The following is a 14978-nucleotide window of genomic DNA, read 5'->3' on the forward strand; positions in this document are numbered from 1 at the left end:
TACTAAACTATTATCATTTTTTCGTATGTTAATAGTCCTATCATTTCCATCTTTCATTGTTTTTTGGTGTCTAATGGTAGTGGACATTCAAAACTGAGGCCATCGTTCTTCCTCTTTTTCATGATCCATTTCAACATGGTACAAAGTCTATCTTACATCACCCCAAAAAACTAAAAGTGCTGGTATCTCATGTAAACAACTAATCTACACATTTCACACAAGTTCAAATAGGTAAATATACAAGAAACTCAATTTTGTGGGCATATAGTAGTCATATATGTCTGGGAGGTTGTTCAGTGTGGGAAAAGAACAAAGATTTTTTAAAATCAAGTTTAAATCAAATCCAGGTTGTCATTGCCATTGCTGCGGTTTTTGTTGCCCTTGTCGTTGTAAGCACCCATTTTTACCAGTACCACCAACTTGTAACTATCTCGTCTATGTAACAGACGCTGGACAGTTAGCAACTCCTGATAACAGAGTATCAGTAATCGATACAGCAACCAATACGATAGTCGCTACCATTCCAGTAGGAACGGCTCCACTAGAAATAGCGATTACACCAAATGGTGCGTTTGGTTATGTGCCAGCGCTCTTCTCCAATAATGTAACTGTATTTGATACAGCGACAAATACGGTAGTCGCTACGATTCCAGTTGGAAGTGAGCCTCTTGGTGTAGCGATTTCACCAAATGGAGCCCTTGCCTATGTTTCCAATCACGGATTAGGCGCTAACTCTGTATCCGTCATAGATACAGCGACAAATACCGTGACAGCAACAATTCCAGTAGGGCTTCAACCTCAAGGTATTGCTTTTACGCCGAATAGTGCGTTTGCTTACGTGGCAAACGAAAATTCAGGTAGTGTATCTGTTATAAATACAGCGACCAATATGGTGGTTGCTACTATCCCTGTTGGAATTCGCCCAAGATCAATTGTCTTCACATTAAATGGACAATTTGCTTATGTTACAAATGAAAATAGCGATAATGTATCTATCATTAATGTTGCAACCAATATAGTAGTTGGTACAATCCCTGTAGGAACAGGACCTGTAGGATCAGCCATTACACCTGATGGAACACTTTTGTATATCGTCAACAAAGGTAGTGATACCGTATCTGTCATCAGTACAACGACAAATATGGTGATAGCAACAATCCCTGTTGGTTCTTCACCTGACCAAGTAACGATCTTACCAAATGGCACTTTTGCATATGTCACAAATCAAACGGACAATACAGTGTCTGTCATAGATATAGCAACCAATATGGTAGTGGATGTAATCCCAGGGTTTAATGGACCGACTGGTATAGATACAGGGGTAATTTGTCTATAGCCTGTAATAAAGACAAGTTAATTTCATCCACCAATGTTCTGGTAGCTCAAAGGTTTCAACAAAATACTCGTAGTACTCAAATACTTTGCAAAGAAAAAAATAGTAAGATACGTTCTGTCAATTGTGCATGATTAAAGAGCAAAATATTGGGGTAGCAGTCGTTTACTTCTAACTTGTCTTAGTGCCAGGCTATCCCTGCGATACATAAGAAAAAGCCTACCTTATTAACTGTGATCGTCAAGAGTAAGCAGATCCGGAAGTTTCATTTTGTCAGGCAAACAAATAAATATCTACAAAAACCACACACTATAAGCAATATATGAATAAGATGTCTCTGTAGTATGACCATAGAGGTAGGTGTATATGTTGAAAAGGAAGTTAGTTTCCGCATTTTGTGTTTTATGTATGGTGGGACTAGTAGGTTGTCAAAAAAATTTGAACAACGACCAAAGTCTAGAGCAAGAAAATCAACCATTAAAACAGCCAGTCGAAGAAATGAAAAAGCCAGTTACCTATGAGCAAGTTCCACAAAATGGGCCGGCTCTTGTGGAGATTGTAGATCCGAAAACAAAGAAGATTATTGAAACCATTTCACCAAAGGATAGTGGCTATGAGACAAATTTGCAAGCCTATCAGCAGCATATCGAGCAGTTAGCAAAGGAATTAGCAAGAGGGATGGATGAAATGGAGGGCTATGACCAGCGAATGATGCTTGATCGATTGGATGAAGAAGGAAAAGTAATCAAGGGAAGGCCGCAAATGATTTTAAAAGAAAGTGAATTAGTAGAGAGAATACTGGATGCCTCTGCGACTGGTGGTCAAGTGGAGATACCTCTTTATTTGACGCAAAGTGGATATTCATTTGAGGACATTCCTTATTTAGAGGAGGTCGTTGTAGCATCCTATACGACGTATTTTAATAGCGCTGATTTGGGAAGAAATAAAAATATTGAGCTTTCTGCCAAGGCTATTAATAATGTCATCGTGGGTAGTGGTGACCATTTTTCATTTAATACGATGGTTGGACCTCGAGATGAGGCAAATGGCTATCAGCCTGCACCAGAAATTATTAATAAGAAAGTGGTAATGGGGATTGGTGGGGGTATTTGTCAAACTTCCTCGACCCTCTTTAATGCAGTGGATCAGCTACAAGTCAAGTATGTAGAACGTCACCATCATTCTCTGGATATTGGATATGTGCCAAAGGGAAGGGATGCGACGGTTGCCTATGGAAGCTTGGATTTTAGGTTTCAGAACACTAGTGATGTTCCATTTGTAATTCAAACTACCTATGGAAAAGATTTTTTGACAATCGACATACGAACTGCTGAAAAATATGTAGAAATATTGACAAAGGGTTAATGCGACGAAAAGACACCATAGGACGTTGGTGTCTTTTTATAAGTGTCATGATATAGTTAAAATTGAATAGTTAGTAAATATTTGGGGAGGGGGACAGACAATGCATCCAAAACTAATGGCCGTCATAGAGACGATGGATTTATATCAGGCAACATACCCAGAAGATGCTTGTGTCATAGTGGCAGACACTGAAAAAGTACTTGCCTATAAACCGGGGAAGCATGTTGACTTAAAAGTAGGTGTAGGTGAGCCAGTACATAAATATCGAGGAACAGCAACGGAAATCGCGTTGAGTTCAGGTCGATTCGTTAAAGAGGAACGAGGAGCAGAGGGGTTTGGTATGGCCTATATCGCCTCGGCACAGCCTATTTTTGATGGAGGTCAAATTATAGGTGTAGTAAGTGCCATCATTTCTAATGAAAAAATGGATCATATGCGTCTATTGGCGACGGATCTTTCGAGTGCGGTAGAAGAAATGACTGCCACAAATGAAGGATTAGCTACTGCCAGTATAGATGTTTCCAATCGTTTAGGGGCACTATCAAATTTCTCCGAATCAATGGCAGGTGATATTGAACAAATTAATGTAATTGTTCAATTAGTAAAAGACTTAGCGATGAAATCTAAAATTCTTGGCTTGAATGCATCGATTGAAGCGGCACGTTCGGGGGAGCATGGTCGTGGTTTTGCAGTTGTCGCATCTGAAATACAAAAAATGTCCCAGAGCAGTACAGAAAGTGCAAATAGTATTACGAAACAATTAGAAAGCATTAAACAATCGATTGATCAAGTGAATGCTTCTGCTAATCAAGTGGCTGCCTTTACCCAGCAATTTGCCACGAGTATGTATGAATTAAGCGATGCGTATAAAGGAGTAAATCATACTGCTGAAAAGTTAATGCATATTAGCGAAATCAAAGCTTAAACATATAAAGGATAATAGCCAGTAAAGGGCTATTATCCTTCTACTAAATAATCTCTAAAATCTCCTCAGGTGTCGTTACTTTGTATTCGGGCTCTTCATTTTGTATAACTTCAATTGCATCATAGCCCCATTCCACCCAAATAATAGGTACTCCAGCTTTTTTACATGCTACAATATCCCTCTGTTCATCCCCTATATATACCACTTCAGTTGCTGAAACATTCGATTCTTTTAAAAACTTCTTCATGACTTTATCCTTGCCAAAAATACGATTGGAGCAAAGGACATCTGCAACACAGTGAATGCCATTCATTTTGAGAAACTCTAAAATATTGTCCTTCGAATTGGAAGAGATAATTAAAATCTTATACCCTCTTTTATCAATTTCGAGCAAAACTTCCTTCATCCCTTCAAAAAGATGAACATCGTTTAATGATTGGCGATATAATTTGTAAAATTGCGGTAAAATCATAGGTAATTTATACATGGGGAAGTCAAATAATTTACTACGTTCTGAAATCGATAATTTTTTTAATGTATCAATTTCCTTCAATTCAATTCCTTTAAATTTATATTTTTGTGCTAACGTATTCCATGCTGATGCAAACACGGCGGTCGAATCCGCAAGCGTTCCATCAAAATCAAAAATTATATGCTTCATGGCAAACTTTCTCCTTTATCATCTAGTTGTATAGACGTTTTATGCAAAAAAATGTTACATGGAATGGGCAATTGATTGGGTCATGAAACAGGGAATAACAATCAAAATAAAAGGTCTGTAATCATCATATGGTAAATATTATCAGAAAATGCGGCGTTTGCAACGGAAATCATGTAACAAAAGAAGGTGTCACAAAAATCAATTGAGACACCTAATACGCTATATAACGAAAATAACAGTGTTTCATTTTAGTCCTATTCAATTTGCAAGCCGTTTTTTGTGTGTTGTACGATTTTAAATCTGAAATTTGGATATTTTACTATTCCGCTGTTTGTGAGACGAAATAAAATGAAGAGTCTTAAAGATGAAAGCTGTGACTAATTAACGTTCAAGACAGGTTCTAACTATAGTTAGAAGGTATATTTTTTGTATTTTTTCATTGCTGTAACGTGTGCGTCAATTGATATCCGATTTCTTTAAAGCATTTGGCCATTTCAAATTTGGAATGTTTTTTTAGCTATATCTCTGATACTAAAGTAGTAACATAGTTTGTATCATTCATACTACTAATGCAGGATGATATGTTTGGGCTGAAAGCTATTGAAAAAATGATAGGAATTGGACCGGAATTAATGGGGGAGCGTATTTCCAGCACCTATCACGCTAAGGTGATAGGTCTGGTATCTATGCGAGTGTTATTCTATTTTTTTTCTCGTGTTTTAACTAAATAATAAGCATTGACGGAGGAAGCGATAGGAATAATGAGGGCAATGCCGATGCCTGCGCAAAAAATCGTCATCATTTCCGCACTAAAGACTTTGGAATTGACGATTTCGCCAATCGAATAAGAGAGATCCTTAAACCATATCAATAAACTTAAATAGCCACCAAAGAAAGCAAAAAATAAAGTATTTGTATCGGTTCCTAAAATGTCTCTTCCAATACTTATTCCAGATGTAAAAAGTGTCTTTCTACTGATCGAAGGATTGCGATAAAAAATCTCATGCATAGAGGTAGCAATGGAAATGGCAACATCCATAATGGCACCTATCGTACTCATAATAATGACCGATGCACCAATCTGCACGAAATTAACACCGATATAGAGAGAAAAGATACTTAATTCTTCCGTTGATTCTTCCCCAAATCCTTGAATCATGGCCTTTTTCGTTATAAACGTAATAAAAAGCAATAAAACAACAATCGTTACCATTGTAGAAATAAACGCTGTAATGGTTTTACTATTCGTTTTATTAATATAAAACAAACTAATGCAACTGATAACAGTGCACGCAATAAACGTCAGGACAATAGGGCTATTTTTAGGGTCTGTCATAAGAAAAATAGTCACAAATAGCACGCCGAAATTTAAAAATAAGGAAAGAAACGAGCGTAGTCCTTGCTTTCCTCCAATTACCACCATTAATATACATAAAATTCCTGCCAATACAACGATAACATTCATTCCTTCACCCGCTTTCGATTAATGAAAAAAATAGCGGTGTATTGACTAATCGGTATGGTGAGGACGACTCCAATACCTCCTGCAAGTGCACGAGCTAGCTCTAATGAAAGATTCAAGGATAGTGTTAGTCCTAATGTTGAAGAATTTTTCAAATAGAGTATGACCATTGGTATGGAGCCACAAATATACGCGAAAAATAAAATGCTTGTAATGGTACCCATAATGTCTTTTCCAATTTCTTGTCCAGATGCCTTCAAAGCTTGTAAAGAAATACGAGAATCCTGTTCGTATAGGGCGAAAATAGAAGAGGACATCGTAATGGCAACATCCATAACAGCCCCAAGTGAACCGATAAATAAACCAGCCATAAAGACAGTTCGGTAGGGACGTGTTAAAAATTGCATTTCCTCATAGCGTAGACCATTTTCCCCCGTCAACCACATCACAGCAGTGCTAATTATGAGGGCTATCATTGTCCCTAAAAGTGTAGATATAATGGCTGCATATGTTTTCGTATTCAAACCACTAATCAGTAACAAGGAAATGACGGTAAATAATAGGACACAAACCCCACTTATGAATAATAAATTGAGGCTGCCATGCTTTACGTAAAGGTCTAATGCCAATGTTAAAATGCAGGCATTTACGACTAAGCTAATAATGGCAAATAAACCTTGTCTCTTACCGATGATGAGTAGTACAAGGATAAAAATCCAAGCGATCATCATAATTGTTTGATCTCGTTTCAAATCGAGAATGGTGCCCGTTAACTCTGATTGTTTTGAATGTGCATCTATAGCGACAAAGATTTCATTGCCAACATTGTATTCCTGATCAAAGGCTCCAGATGAAGAATAGTCATTCGTCAAATCAATCGTTTTTCCTTTGTGCTGCCCATTTTTAAGTACGGCTTTAATTTGCTGTGTATACAACATATCTTCATTCTCATACATATCTGTTATTGGTTCAGATTCTGTTACTTTGACTTTCAGAATTTCTGCAATAGGTCGATCATAAAATTGTTCATTATGGTGAACGAAAAAAATGGATAGGGCACAGCCAAGTAATAACAAGGCATAGAAAATACGTTGTTTATAAGTTATTTTTTTAAAATAGTGCAATGGAATGACCTCCAAATTAGTGGACTAAATAGTCACTTGTACAGGAACGATTTTAAGAATAGTAAGTTCCAATATATTCTCTAGTTTAACGATAGGAATGATAGATTCCAAGGCATTTATGCTATAAAAAAGCGGCAGGATATTTGTATTCTAGAAAAAAATATGATAGATTATTTAATACTATAAATTCGAAGGGAGGGCGAAGTAATGGAAACTGTTTGTGCGAAAGGTTTAACCGAAGTAGAGGTAAAATCTTACAATCTTTGTGGGGATTTGCTGGCTAAGGGAGAAGTATGCCCTTTTTTAAGCAAATTTCATATCGATGCAGGTTCCGGTTGCTTTTTGCCTTCTTTATTTCTTACTGATTGACATCCAATTAAATGGGATGTATAGATTGCTAGACGCCGGTTCGTAACGGCGCTTTTTTTGTTTACTTATAAAATTTAACATGCCCTTTTTCTCATAGGGATGTTTGTAAGGTGCCGTTTTATGACGGCGCCTTTTTTGTGTTTGTTTGAAAGGAGTGAAAAGTGATGTGTAACCTTATATGTCCATTTATTTCTTGAGCAATTCGCTTAGTAGTAATGGATAAAATAAATAAGGAGATTGAAAAAATGATACTTCAATTAAATGGAATTAGTAAGAGCTACTTGGGAGATCCGATTCTTTCAAAGATAACCATGAAAATGGAACGTGGCGATCGGATTGGACTTATAGGTGTAAATGGGGCAGGAAAATCAACGCTACTAAAGATCATTACAGGGGATCTTCCCTATGATGAAGGCGACATTTTTATAGGCAAGGGAATGAAGCTAGGTTATTTGCGACAAGATAGTGGGTTACAGCCAGAACATACGATTTGGACTGAAATGCTTGGGGCATTTACTGAGCTTCAAGAGGCTGAAAAGGAACTTCGAGAGCTGGAAATGCAGATGGGTGAGCCTTCCTGCATCAATAACCCCGAAAAGCTGGAACAGGTAATGAAGATATATGCCAGCAAATCAGATTGGTTTTCACAGCAAGGTGGCTATGATGTCGAGGCAAAAATAAATAGTATGTTAAATGGAATGGGCTTTGGTAGCATCCCGACAAACACTCTTATCGAATCATTAAGTGGTGGACAGAAAACTAGACTGGCACTTGCTAAAATTTTACTAGAGCAGCCGGATTTATTGCTGTTAGATGAACCGACTAACCATTTGGATTTTGCGACTTTAAACTGGCTTGAAAGCTATTTACGTGGCTATCAGGGTGCTATTATTGTTATTTCGCACGATCGTTATTTTTTAGATGCCCTTGTCAATGAAATTTATGAGATTGAACGCACCCATGGAACAACATACAGCGGTAACTATTCTAAGTATGTGGAAAGCAAGGTGAAAAATCGCGAATTAATGGAAAAGAAATATACGATGCAACAGCAGCAAATCGCCAAAATGGAGGATTATATTGAGCGGAATATTACGATGGCTACTTCCTCGAAAAGCGCTAAGAACAAAAGGAAGCAGCTCGAACGAATAGATCGTCTTGAAAAGCCTCAGAAGGATCTAAAACACGCACAAATGACATTTGCTACAGATAAGAGATCTCATAAAGAAGTGTTGAAGGTAAAAGATGTAGTGCTCTCCTATCAGCTAGAAGATAGCAAGAAAATATTATTGCAAGATATTGAGTTTTCCTTGGATAGAGGAGATCGGGTCGCATTAGTAGGTCCAAATGGTGTTGGGAAATCAACGCTTTTGAAGGCGTTATTACATGAATTGTCTCCGGACCGTGGCGTTATCGCATGGGGAAATGGTGTGACAATCGGCTATTATGATCAAGAGCAAGAGACATTACATCCTAATAATACGGTATTACAAGAGGTTTGGAGTACTTTCCCTTCGATGGAAGAGGCAAGAATACGGTCAGTACTCGGTAATTTTTTATTTACGAAAGAGGATGTTTTTAAAAAGATAGCCTCCCTTAGCGGCGGGGAAAAAGCGCGTGTAGCGTTAGCAAAGCTTATTTTGCAAAAAGCCAATGTGCTTATTATGGATGAGCCGACCAATCATCTTGATTTATTTAGCAAGGAAGTTTTGGAGGAGGCGCTATTGCAATTTGACGGCACCTTATTATGCATTTCTCATGATCGTTATTTCCTTAATAAGCTAGCAAATAAATTGCTTGAATTATCACCAACTGGGATGACGGCCTTTTCGGGAAATTATGATGATTATGTTCAAAAAATAAGCCATTAAAGGATTTAGGGGCTACCTCTATAGCAAGAGGTGGCCCCTTTTTTAAAAATTACAGACAGAAGTATAGATAATATAATTAAATAGTGTTATCGTAAGAACTAGCTAAATAAAATGATCCTTCGGGGTAGGGTGAAATTCCCAATCGGCGGTGATGAAGTAATTCAAAGTCCGTGAGCGCAAGCTGATTTGGTGCAAATCCAAAACCGACAGTAACAGTCTGGATGGGAGAAGGGTATAAGTGCGAGCTTTTTAAATTCAATGTAATTTAGAAGGTCTATTTGACTATGCATTTATGACACGACTTCCCGCAAGTATGTTGGGAAGTTTTTTTATTTAGCCAATCAATTGAATAGAAGATGTTCTTCGGGGTAGGGTGAAATTCCCAATCGGCGGTGATGAAGCAATTCAAAGTCCGTGAGCGCAAGCTGATTTGGTGCAAATCCAAAACCGACAGTGATAGTCTGGATGGGAGAAGAACAAATAAGATACTAGTCTATGGAAAAAATGTATATCCAAATAGGCTTATTTATTGATGTCTTATACTCCCAAAACCCCTTTGTCAAAGGGGTTTTTCTTTTTATATGAGCTTTAAGAAGGGAGACGGATAGAAGCTCAAGAGTGGTGGATAGAAACCAAAAAGTGACGGATAGAAGCTCAAGAGTGACGGATAGAAACCCAAAAGCCACGGATAGAAGCTACGTAAGATCAGTGTGAAAGCAGGTGAAGAAATGTTTACAGGTATTGTGGAGGATATTGGCACTATTAAAGCCTTGCAAATCAATAAGAACAGTATGAAAATTACGGTTCAATCATCGAAAGTTGCTGAAGATGTGGGGTTAGGGGATAGTATAGCGGTCAATGGTGTTTGTTTAACGGTTACTCATTTTACGAATCGAGAGCTTACGATGGATGTTATGCCTGAAACCGTCAAAGCTACAAATTTACATCAGCTGACAATAGGGGATCCGGTTAATTTGGAGCGTGCGATGCCTGCTAATGGGCGATTTGGGGGTCACTTTGTTGCTGGTCATGTCGATGGTGTTGGGAAGATTTTACGAAAACGTCCGGTGGCCAACGCGGTTTATATTGATATCGAATTGTCTGAGGAACTAACAAGTTTCTGTATTCCGAAGGGCTCCGTAACGATTGATGGCACAAGCTTAACAATCTTTCATGTTGAAACGAAGCAGGTCACGATTTCACTGATTCCTCATACTTACAAGGAAACGATTTTAGGTATGAAAAAAGTAGGCGCTTTCGTCAATATTGAAACAGATTTAGTCGGTAAATATATTTTAAACGAATTGAAAAATGAGCAAGGCAAGTCAATGATTACAAGAGATTATTTAGCACGACATGGTTTTTAAAATCACATAATGAGGAGATGAAAAATAGTGCTACATGCAATTGAAGATGCCATAGAGGATTTAAAGCAAGGGAAAATAATCATCGTAGTGGATGATGAGGATCGGGAAAATGAGGGGGATCTTCTAGCGCTTGCTGAATTTATTACTCCGGAAACGATCAACTTTATGGCGACTTATGGAAAAGGTCTAATTTGTACGCCGATTTCGCAGAAGCTAGCACATCAGTTAGATCTGCACCCAATGGTTCAGCACAATACGGATAACCATCAAACAGCATTTACCGTAAGTATCGATCATATGGACACAACAACGGGGATTAGTGCCTTTGAGCGGGCATTCACCATACAAAAGATGTTGGGATCTCAGGCGAAAAAAACTGATTTTCGTCGACCAGGACACATTTTTCCACTAATCGCAAAGGATAATGGTGTCTTAGAGCGAAGGGGCCATACGGAGGCGAGCATTGATTTAGCTAAGCTTTGTCACAGTATTCCTGCTGGAGTGATTTGTGAAATTATGGGGGACGATGGTCACATGATGCGCTTTGATGAATTGACAAAGTATGCAGCACATCATGGATTAAAAATGATTTCCATTGAGGCGTTAGCCGCTTATCGCAGTCAATCATTTACAACAAACTAATAACGAGGGAGATTTTAAAAAATGGGTCAAACATTTGAAGCACAATTAATTGGGACGGATTTAAAAATTGCGGTAGTCGTAGGTCGATTCAATGAGTTTATTACAAGCAAATTATTAGATGGTGCAATGGATGGATTAAAAAGACACGGTGTAGATGAAGCATCCATTGATGTTGCATGGGTGCCAGGAGCTTTTGAAGTGCCTTTTATTGCGAAACAATTAGCAGAGACAAAGAAATATGATGCCATTATTGGTTTAGGGACTGTTATTCGTGGTTCTACAACACATTATGATTATGTGTGTAATGAGTCGGCAAAAGGAATTGCGAATGTATCCTTAACGACCAATGTACCAGTTATTTTCGGTATTGTTACAACAGAAAATATTGAACAGGCGATTGAGCGTGCGGGAACGAAATCAGGTAATAAAGGCTATGATTCCGCGATATCGGCAATTGAGATGGCTAATCTACAAAAAATGATTGGCTAAGAACATTCTGAATAGGTTATCACAGTATTTGTTTCTTGAATAATTTTTATGTCCATGGGAAAAATATGCCTAAGTATATTTATTACATGTCGTAGTTTTCATAAATGTACTAAATTTGAGCAGGCTCAGTAGGAGATGAGAAGTATTTCAATGGAACAAATGATGAATTTGAAAATGTTGAAATCACTATTTCAACGCTCTGCTGATATAATATTCCAACAGTATAAATTTCAGCAACATACAGTCCATATGATAACCTGTGATGCTATGATAGACGAAGAACTCCTTCAAACGGTTGTGGTCGAACGTGTTCAATCCTTATTTAACTGTGGTTCTGATGAAACGTTAGAGGAGCTAATTGAACAGCATCTTCATGTGCCCTATTTACAAAAGGTCACTAAGAAAGAGGATATGATTACAAGAGTCTACAAAGGCCATGTCTTATTATATTTTGAGGAAGATCATTTGATTTATTCCAGTGATATTTCAAATAGACCTAATCGTGAGCCGGGGGAAACAACGCTTGAGTTAGTTGTAAAAGGACCAAGAGATGATTTTATTGAAGATGTATTTATTAATATAGCTTTATTACGAAAACGTTTACCTACGAATTCATTTAGTGTAGAAACATTAGAAATCGGTCAACGCTCTAAAACAACGGTAGCCGTTTTATATATGGAAGACATTGTGAATTTAAATATGCTAGAACAAATCCGATTACAATTACAAAAAATTGATACAGATATTGTCGTCAATGGTGATTTACTGATGGAGGCAATTGAACAGACGGCTAAAGTTCTACCTAGACATGATTATACGGGAAGACCAGATTTTGCTCTTCAAGCATTAATGAGAGGAAGAATACTAATAATGATCGATGGCGTTTCCTATGCCATGATTATTCCCGCCAATATTATGCTGCTCTTTAAAACATCTGAGGACAATGAATATCCGGTCATTGTCAGTTCAATGGAACGGGTGCTCCGAATTTTTGGGATACTGATTAGTATGTTACTTCCTGGTTTTTGGCTAGCCGTAACGACGTATCATCAAGAGCAGCTCCCCTATCTTCTACTTGCGACAGTGGTTGAATCAAGAACGGGGTTACCGTTTCCAACGATACTTGAAATCATGATGATGCTATTTATGTTTGAAATGTTCCGCGAGGCCAACTTACGCTTGCCTAGTGCCATCAGTGGCTCGATCAGTGTTGTTGGAGGGTTAATCATTGGAGATGCTGCGATTAAAGCTGGCGTGACAAGCCCTTCGATGATTGTTATCATTGCGATTTCAAGCATTGCTGCATTTACACTCGTCAATCAAGCCTTTGTAACAGCAATGAGTATTTTTCGATTAATTATCATTTTATTTTCAGCCTTTTTGGGTCTGTTTGGATTTTTTATTTCGGTCTTTTTCATTATTATCTATGCAGCAAATATGCGTGTACTCGGTGTGCCCTATATTAATTTTAATGCAGATTTTGAACAGGGTAATATTGGAAAATCCTTACTGCGTTTATCGCCGAAGGGCTATAGTCTAAGACCGTCCTTCCTAAAACCACAGGACCGGACACGAACGGCAAATATTAAATCAAAAAAAGATCAGGGGGTATGACCGTTACCTGACATCAGACTATAGACAAGCTCAAAAAAATTGGAGTTTGCCTATAGTCTTTTTTTATAATTAATTCCACTACGGGAGATGAGCTGTTTCTAATCCACTTTTAAGAACTCCGTAGTGCTGAACGACTATTTCTCCGCATATGAAAGAGAAAGAATAACAAAAACCATTGAGAGTCATTATCTTCTCAATGGTTTTTGTCTAAAGCTCTCTACATTTTGTAGCTATTTGAAAGGAATATGGACGATGGCAGTCGTTTCAAGATGTTTCGATGATTCAATCGAAATATCTCCATGATATTTATGGACGATTTCTTTCACAATAAATAGTCCTTGCCCTCGAATTTTCCCATTTTCATGCTTCTTCGTAGAGAATCCTTGTTTAAAGATTTGGTTTGCGTCTACAATATTCGGTCCTGTATTCGTAATTTTAAATTCATATTGTCCTTCATCAGCTTGACAACAAATCATAATTTTACGTTGCCCCTCAGGCAATTCATTCGCAGCATCAATCGCATTGTCAATTAAGTTCGATAGAATCTTGATTAAATCGGTCGTTTTAATTTTATTAAAATCGCCCTGAGAGATGGTGAAATCCATATCAATATTATGATTCTGTGCTGTTAGCTTTTTCGTTTGTAATAATATGGATAAACCTGGATGGTCAATATTTAATTTTAATGATTTAATCGCTTGTACTTCTTTCGACAGTGATGCTAAATATTGTTTTGCTTGATCCGTTTTTTCTAATTGTAAAAGGCCATGTAAAACTTGGATATGGTTCGTGAAATCATGACGTAACGATGACACCGAAGTAATCAATGTTTTGATTTCTGCTTGGTAAGTGTCTTCTGTGGCGCCTACTTCCTTCGCTACCTCTTTTTGGTACCATCTTTGTAAAAATAAAAAAGAACCAGCAACAATTAAAATAAATACACCATTGAAAATAAAAATAAATAGGTTATCTTCAATCACTTTGCCTTTAATACCATTCAATGTATCTGCACTTATATCAATGCCTAGGTAACCGATTATTTGGCCTGTATCATCTTTAATTGGCGCACCAACAGATAAATAAGAACCATGGACTGAATCATGGATTACCTCTGTGACATAGGTTTCACCATGATAGGCTTTTTCTACTTGTTTAGCTGGAACAGTACAAACCTCACCTATTTCAAATCCTTTTTTTAGTTCACTTGGCAGACCCATCACCATTGCTTTTGATACTTTTGGATTATCCACCTGCAATGTATAAACAAATAATGCACCTAGCTTTACCCTTGCATCATTTAAGTAACTTCTTACTTCCCAATAATAATCATTTTTTTGCGGATTATTCAAAAATTGCTGATAAGCAATTGTATCGATGGAAGCAGCAATGGAATTAGCAGCCTCTAGACTTTGATTAGCAATTGATTCTTCAACGGTCTTTTTAATTTTTACATAGGATGTAATGATGTTTAAACTTGTAAACAAACATAATAAAATGGTGGATAGAATTAATATAAGCTTTATTTTTCGATTTTTCATATTACTCGGGACTTCCTCATCTATTAATATTCTAGAATATTAATTAACTCTATTTTTTGTTTGTAAACCAAACAATGCTTGTTTATCCTACATAAATTAAAACACAAAATCAATATGACTTTAAAATTACACACCGTAAACACTAGTTTAATAATCCTTTACAAGAAAGTAAACTAAAAAGGTGAAACAGCATATTTTAAGTCTCATTTCCTATACTC

The 14978-nt window shown here is 37.2% G+C and carries 12 protein-coding genes, 1 pseudogene and 2 riboswitches; of the genes and pseudogenes, 9 read left to right on the top strand and 4 right to left on the bottom strand.

Annotation, left to right across the window (positions count from 1 at the left end; all coding sequences use genetic code 11):
- Positions 1 to 415 precede the first annotated feature (415 nt).
- The 3 genes and pseudogenes from MKY80_RS07280 to MKY80_RS07290 form a co-directional block, all read left to right on the top strand.
- Positions 416 to 1336: pseudogene (locus MKY80_RS07280) on the top strand (beta-propeller fold lactonase family protein); the annotation flags it as partial.
- 405 nt (positions 1337 to 1741) lie between these two features.
- Positions 1742 to 2698: a VanW family protein gene (locus MKY80_RS07285; protein WP_171365175.1), complete on the top strand. Its 957-nt coding sequence runs from the start codon at positions 1742 to 1744 to the stop codon at positions 2696 to 2698.
- Positions 2699 to 2798: 100 nt separating this feature from the next.
- Positions 2799 to 3623, top strand: a complete 825-nt coding sequence (locus tag MKY80_RS07290) for a methyl-accepting chemotaxis protein (protein ID WP_008176582.1) — start codon at positions 2799 to 2801, stop codon at positions 3621 to 3623.
- 43 nt (positions 3624 to 3666) lie between these two features.
- On the opposite strand, the gene MKY80_RS07295 is transcribed toward MKY80_RS07290, so the two are convergent.
- The 3 genes from MKY80_RS07295 to MKY80_RS07305 form a co-directional block, all read right to left on the bottom strand.
- Positions 3667 to 4284 (bottom strand): HAD-IA family hydrolase, encoded by a 618-nt coding sequence (locus tag MKY80_RS07295; protein ID WP_008176581.1) that lies wholly within the window; start codon positions 4282 to 4284, stop codon positions 3667 to 3669.
- A 700-nt stretch (positions 4285 to 4984) separates the two neighbouring features.
- Positions 4985 to 5749, bottom strand: coding sequence for a YibE/F family protein (locus MKY80_RS07300; protein ID WP_090001330.1), 765 nt, complete (start codon positions 5747 to 5749; stop codon positions 4985 to 4987).
- Complete coding sequence (locus MKY80_RS07305) at positions 5746 to 6870, bottom strand: YibE/F family protein (protein ID WP_089986562.1); 1125 nt, start codon at positions 6868 to 6870, stop codon at positions 5746 to 5748. The genes MKY80_RS07300 and MKY80_RS07305 overlap by 4 nt, the downstream gene beginning before the upstream one ends.
- 207 nt (positions 6871 to 7077) lie before the next feature.
- On the opposite strand from MKY80_RS07305, the gene MKY80_RS07310 reads away from it, so the two are divergent.
- The 6 genes from MKY80_RS07310 to MKY80_RS07335 all read left to right on the top strand — a co-directional run bounded on the left by MKY80_RS07310 (position 7078) and on the right by MKY80_RS07335 (position 13222).
- The gene (locus MKY80_RS07310; RefSeq protein WP_008176578.1) at positions 7078 to 7239 is read left to right on the top strand and encodes a hypothetical protein; all 162 of its coding nucleotides are present in this window, start codon (positions 7078 to 7080) and stop codon (positions 7237 to 7239) included.
- 245 nt (positions 7240 to 7484) lie between these two features.
- Positions 7485 to 9110 (top strand): ABC-F family ATP-binding cassette domain-containing protein, encoded by a 1626-nt coding sequence (locus MKY80_RS07315; RefSeq protein WP_237068758.1) that lies wholly within the window; start codon positions 7485 to 7487, stop codon positions 9108 to 9110.
- A gap of 111 nt (positions 9111 to 9221) precedes the next feature.
- Positions 9222 to 9347: riboswitch (FMN riboswitch) on the top strand.
- Between the two features lie 118 nt (positions 9348 to 9465).
- A riboswitch (FMN riboswitch) is annotated at positions 9466 to 9591 on the top strand.
- 247 nt (positions 9592 to 9838) lie between these two features.
- Entirely contained in the window at positions 9839 to 10477 is a 639-nt protein-coding gene (ribE, locus tag MKY80_RS07320; RefSeq protein ID WP_089986560.1) for a riboflavin synthase, read from the top strand.
- 27 nt (positions 10478 to 10504) lie between these two features.
- Positions 10505 to 11119: a 3,4-dihydroxy-2-butanone-4-phosphate synthase gene (gene ribB, locus MKY80_RS07325; protein ID WP_008176575.1), complete on the top strand. Its 615-nt coding sequence runs from the start codon at positions 10505 to 10507 to the stop codon at positions 11117 to 11119.
- 21 nt (positions 11120 to 11140) lie between these two features.
- On the top strand, positions 11141 to 11608 hold the full coding sequence (gene ribE, locus MKY80_RS07330; RefSeq protein WP_008176574.1) for a 6,7-dimethyl-8-ribityllumazine synthase: 468 nt from the start codon (positions 11141 to 11143) through the stop codon (positions 11606 to 11608).
- 150 nt (positions 11609 to 11758) lie between these two features.
- Positions 11759 to 13222 carry a spore germination protein gene (locus MKY80_RS07335; RefSeq protein WP_089986559.1) on the top strand — a complete coding sequence of 488 codons (1464 nt, stop codon included), beginning with the start codon at positions 11759 to 11761 and terminating at the stop codon, positions 13220 to 13222.
- Between the two features lie 230 nt (positions 13223 to 13452).
- Here MKY80_RS07335 and MKY80_RS07340 read toward each other — a convergent pair whose 3' ends face one another.
- Positions 13453 to 14760, bottom strand: a complete 1308-nt coding sequence (locus MKY80_RS07340; protein WP_008176570.1) for a GHKL domain-containing protein — start codon at positions 14758 to 14760, stop codon at positions 13453 to 13455.
- Positions 14761 to 14978 lie beyond the last annotated feature (218 nt).

The sequence above is a fragment of the Lysinibacillus sp. FSL R5-0849 genome, from assembly GCF_038595075.1.
GTDB classification, from domain to species: domain Bacteria; phylum Bacillota; class Bacilli; order Bacillales_A; family Planococcaceae; genus Lysinibacillus; species Lysinibacillus fusiformis.

Coding starts and splice junctions, on each gene's coding strand:
- MKY80_RS07315 (WP_237068758.1), top strand. CDS start 7,485: ATGATACTTCAATTAAATGGAATTAGTAAGAGCTACTTGGGAGATCCG.
- ribE (WP_089986560.1), top strand. CDS start 9,839: ATGTTTACAGGTATTGTGGAGGATATTGGCACTATTAAAGCCTTGCAA.
- MKY80_RS07290 (WP_008176582.1), top strand. CDS start 2,799: ATGCATCCAAAACTAATGGCCGTCATAGAGACGATGGATTTATATCAG.
- MKY80_RS07310 (WP_008176578.1), top strand. CDS start 7,078: ATGGAAACTGTTTGTGCGAAAGGTTTAACCGAAGTAGAGGTAAAATCT.
- MKY80_RS07285 (WP_171365175.1), top strand. CDS start 1,742: ATGGTGGGACTAGTAGGTTGTCAAAAAAATTTGAACAACGACCAAAGT.
- MKY80_RS07335 (WP_089986559.1), top strand. CDS start 11,759: ATGGAACAAATGATGAATTTGAAAATGTTGAAATCACTATTTCAACGC.
- MKY80_RS07300 (WP_090001330.1), bottom strand. CDS start 5,749: ATGAATGTTATCGTTGTATTGGCAGGAATTTTATGTATATTAATGGTG.
- MKY80_RS07340 (WP_008176570.1), bottom strand. CDS start 14,760: ATGAAAAATCGAAAAATAAAGCTTATATTAATTCTATCCACCATTTTA.
- MKY80_RS07295 (WP_008176581.1), bottom strand. CDS start 4,284: ATGAAGCATATAATTTTTGATTTTGATGGAACGCTTGCGGATTCGACC.
- ribE (WP_008176574.1), top strand. CDS start 11,141: ATGGGTCAAACATTTGAAGCACAATTAATTGGGACGGATTTAAAAATT.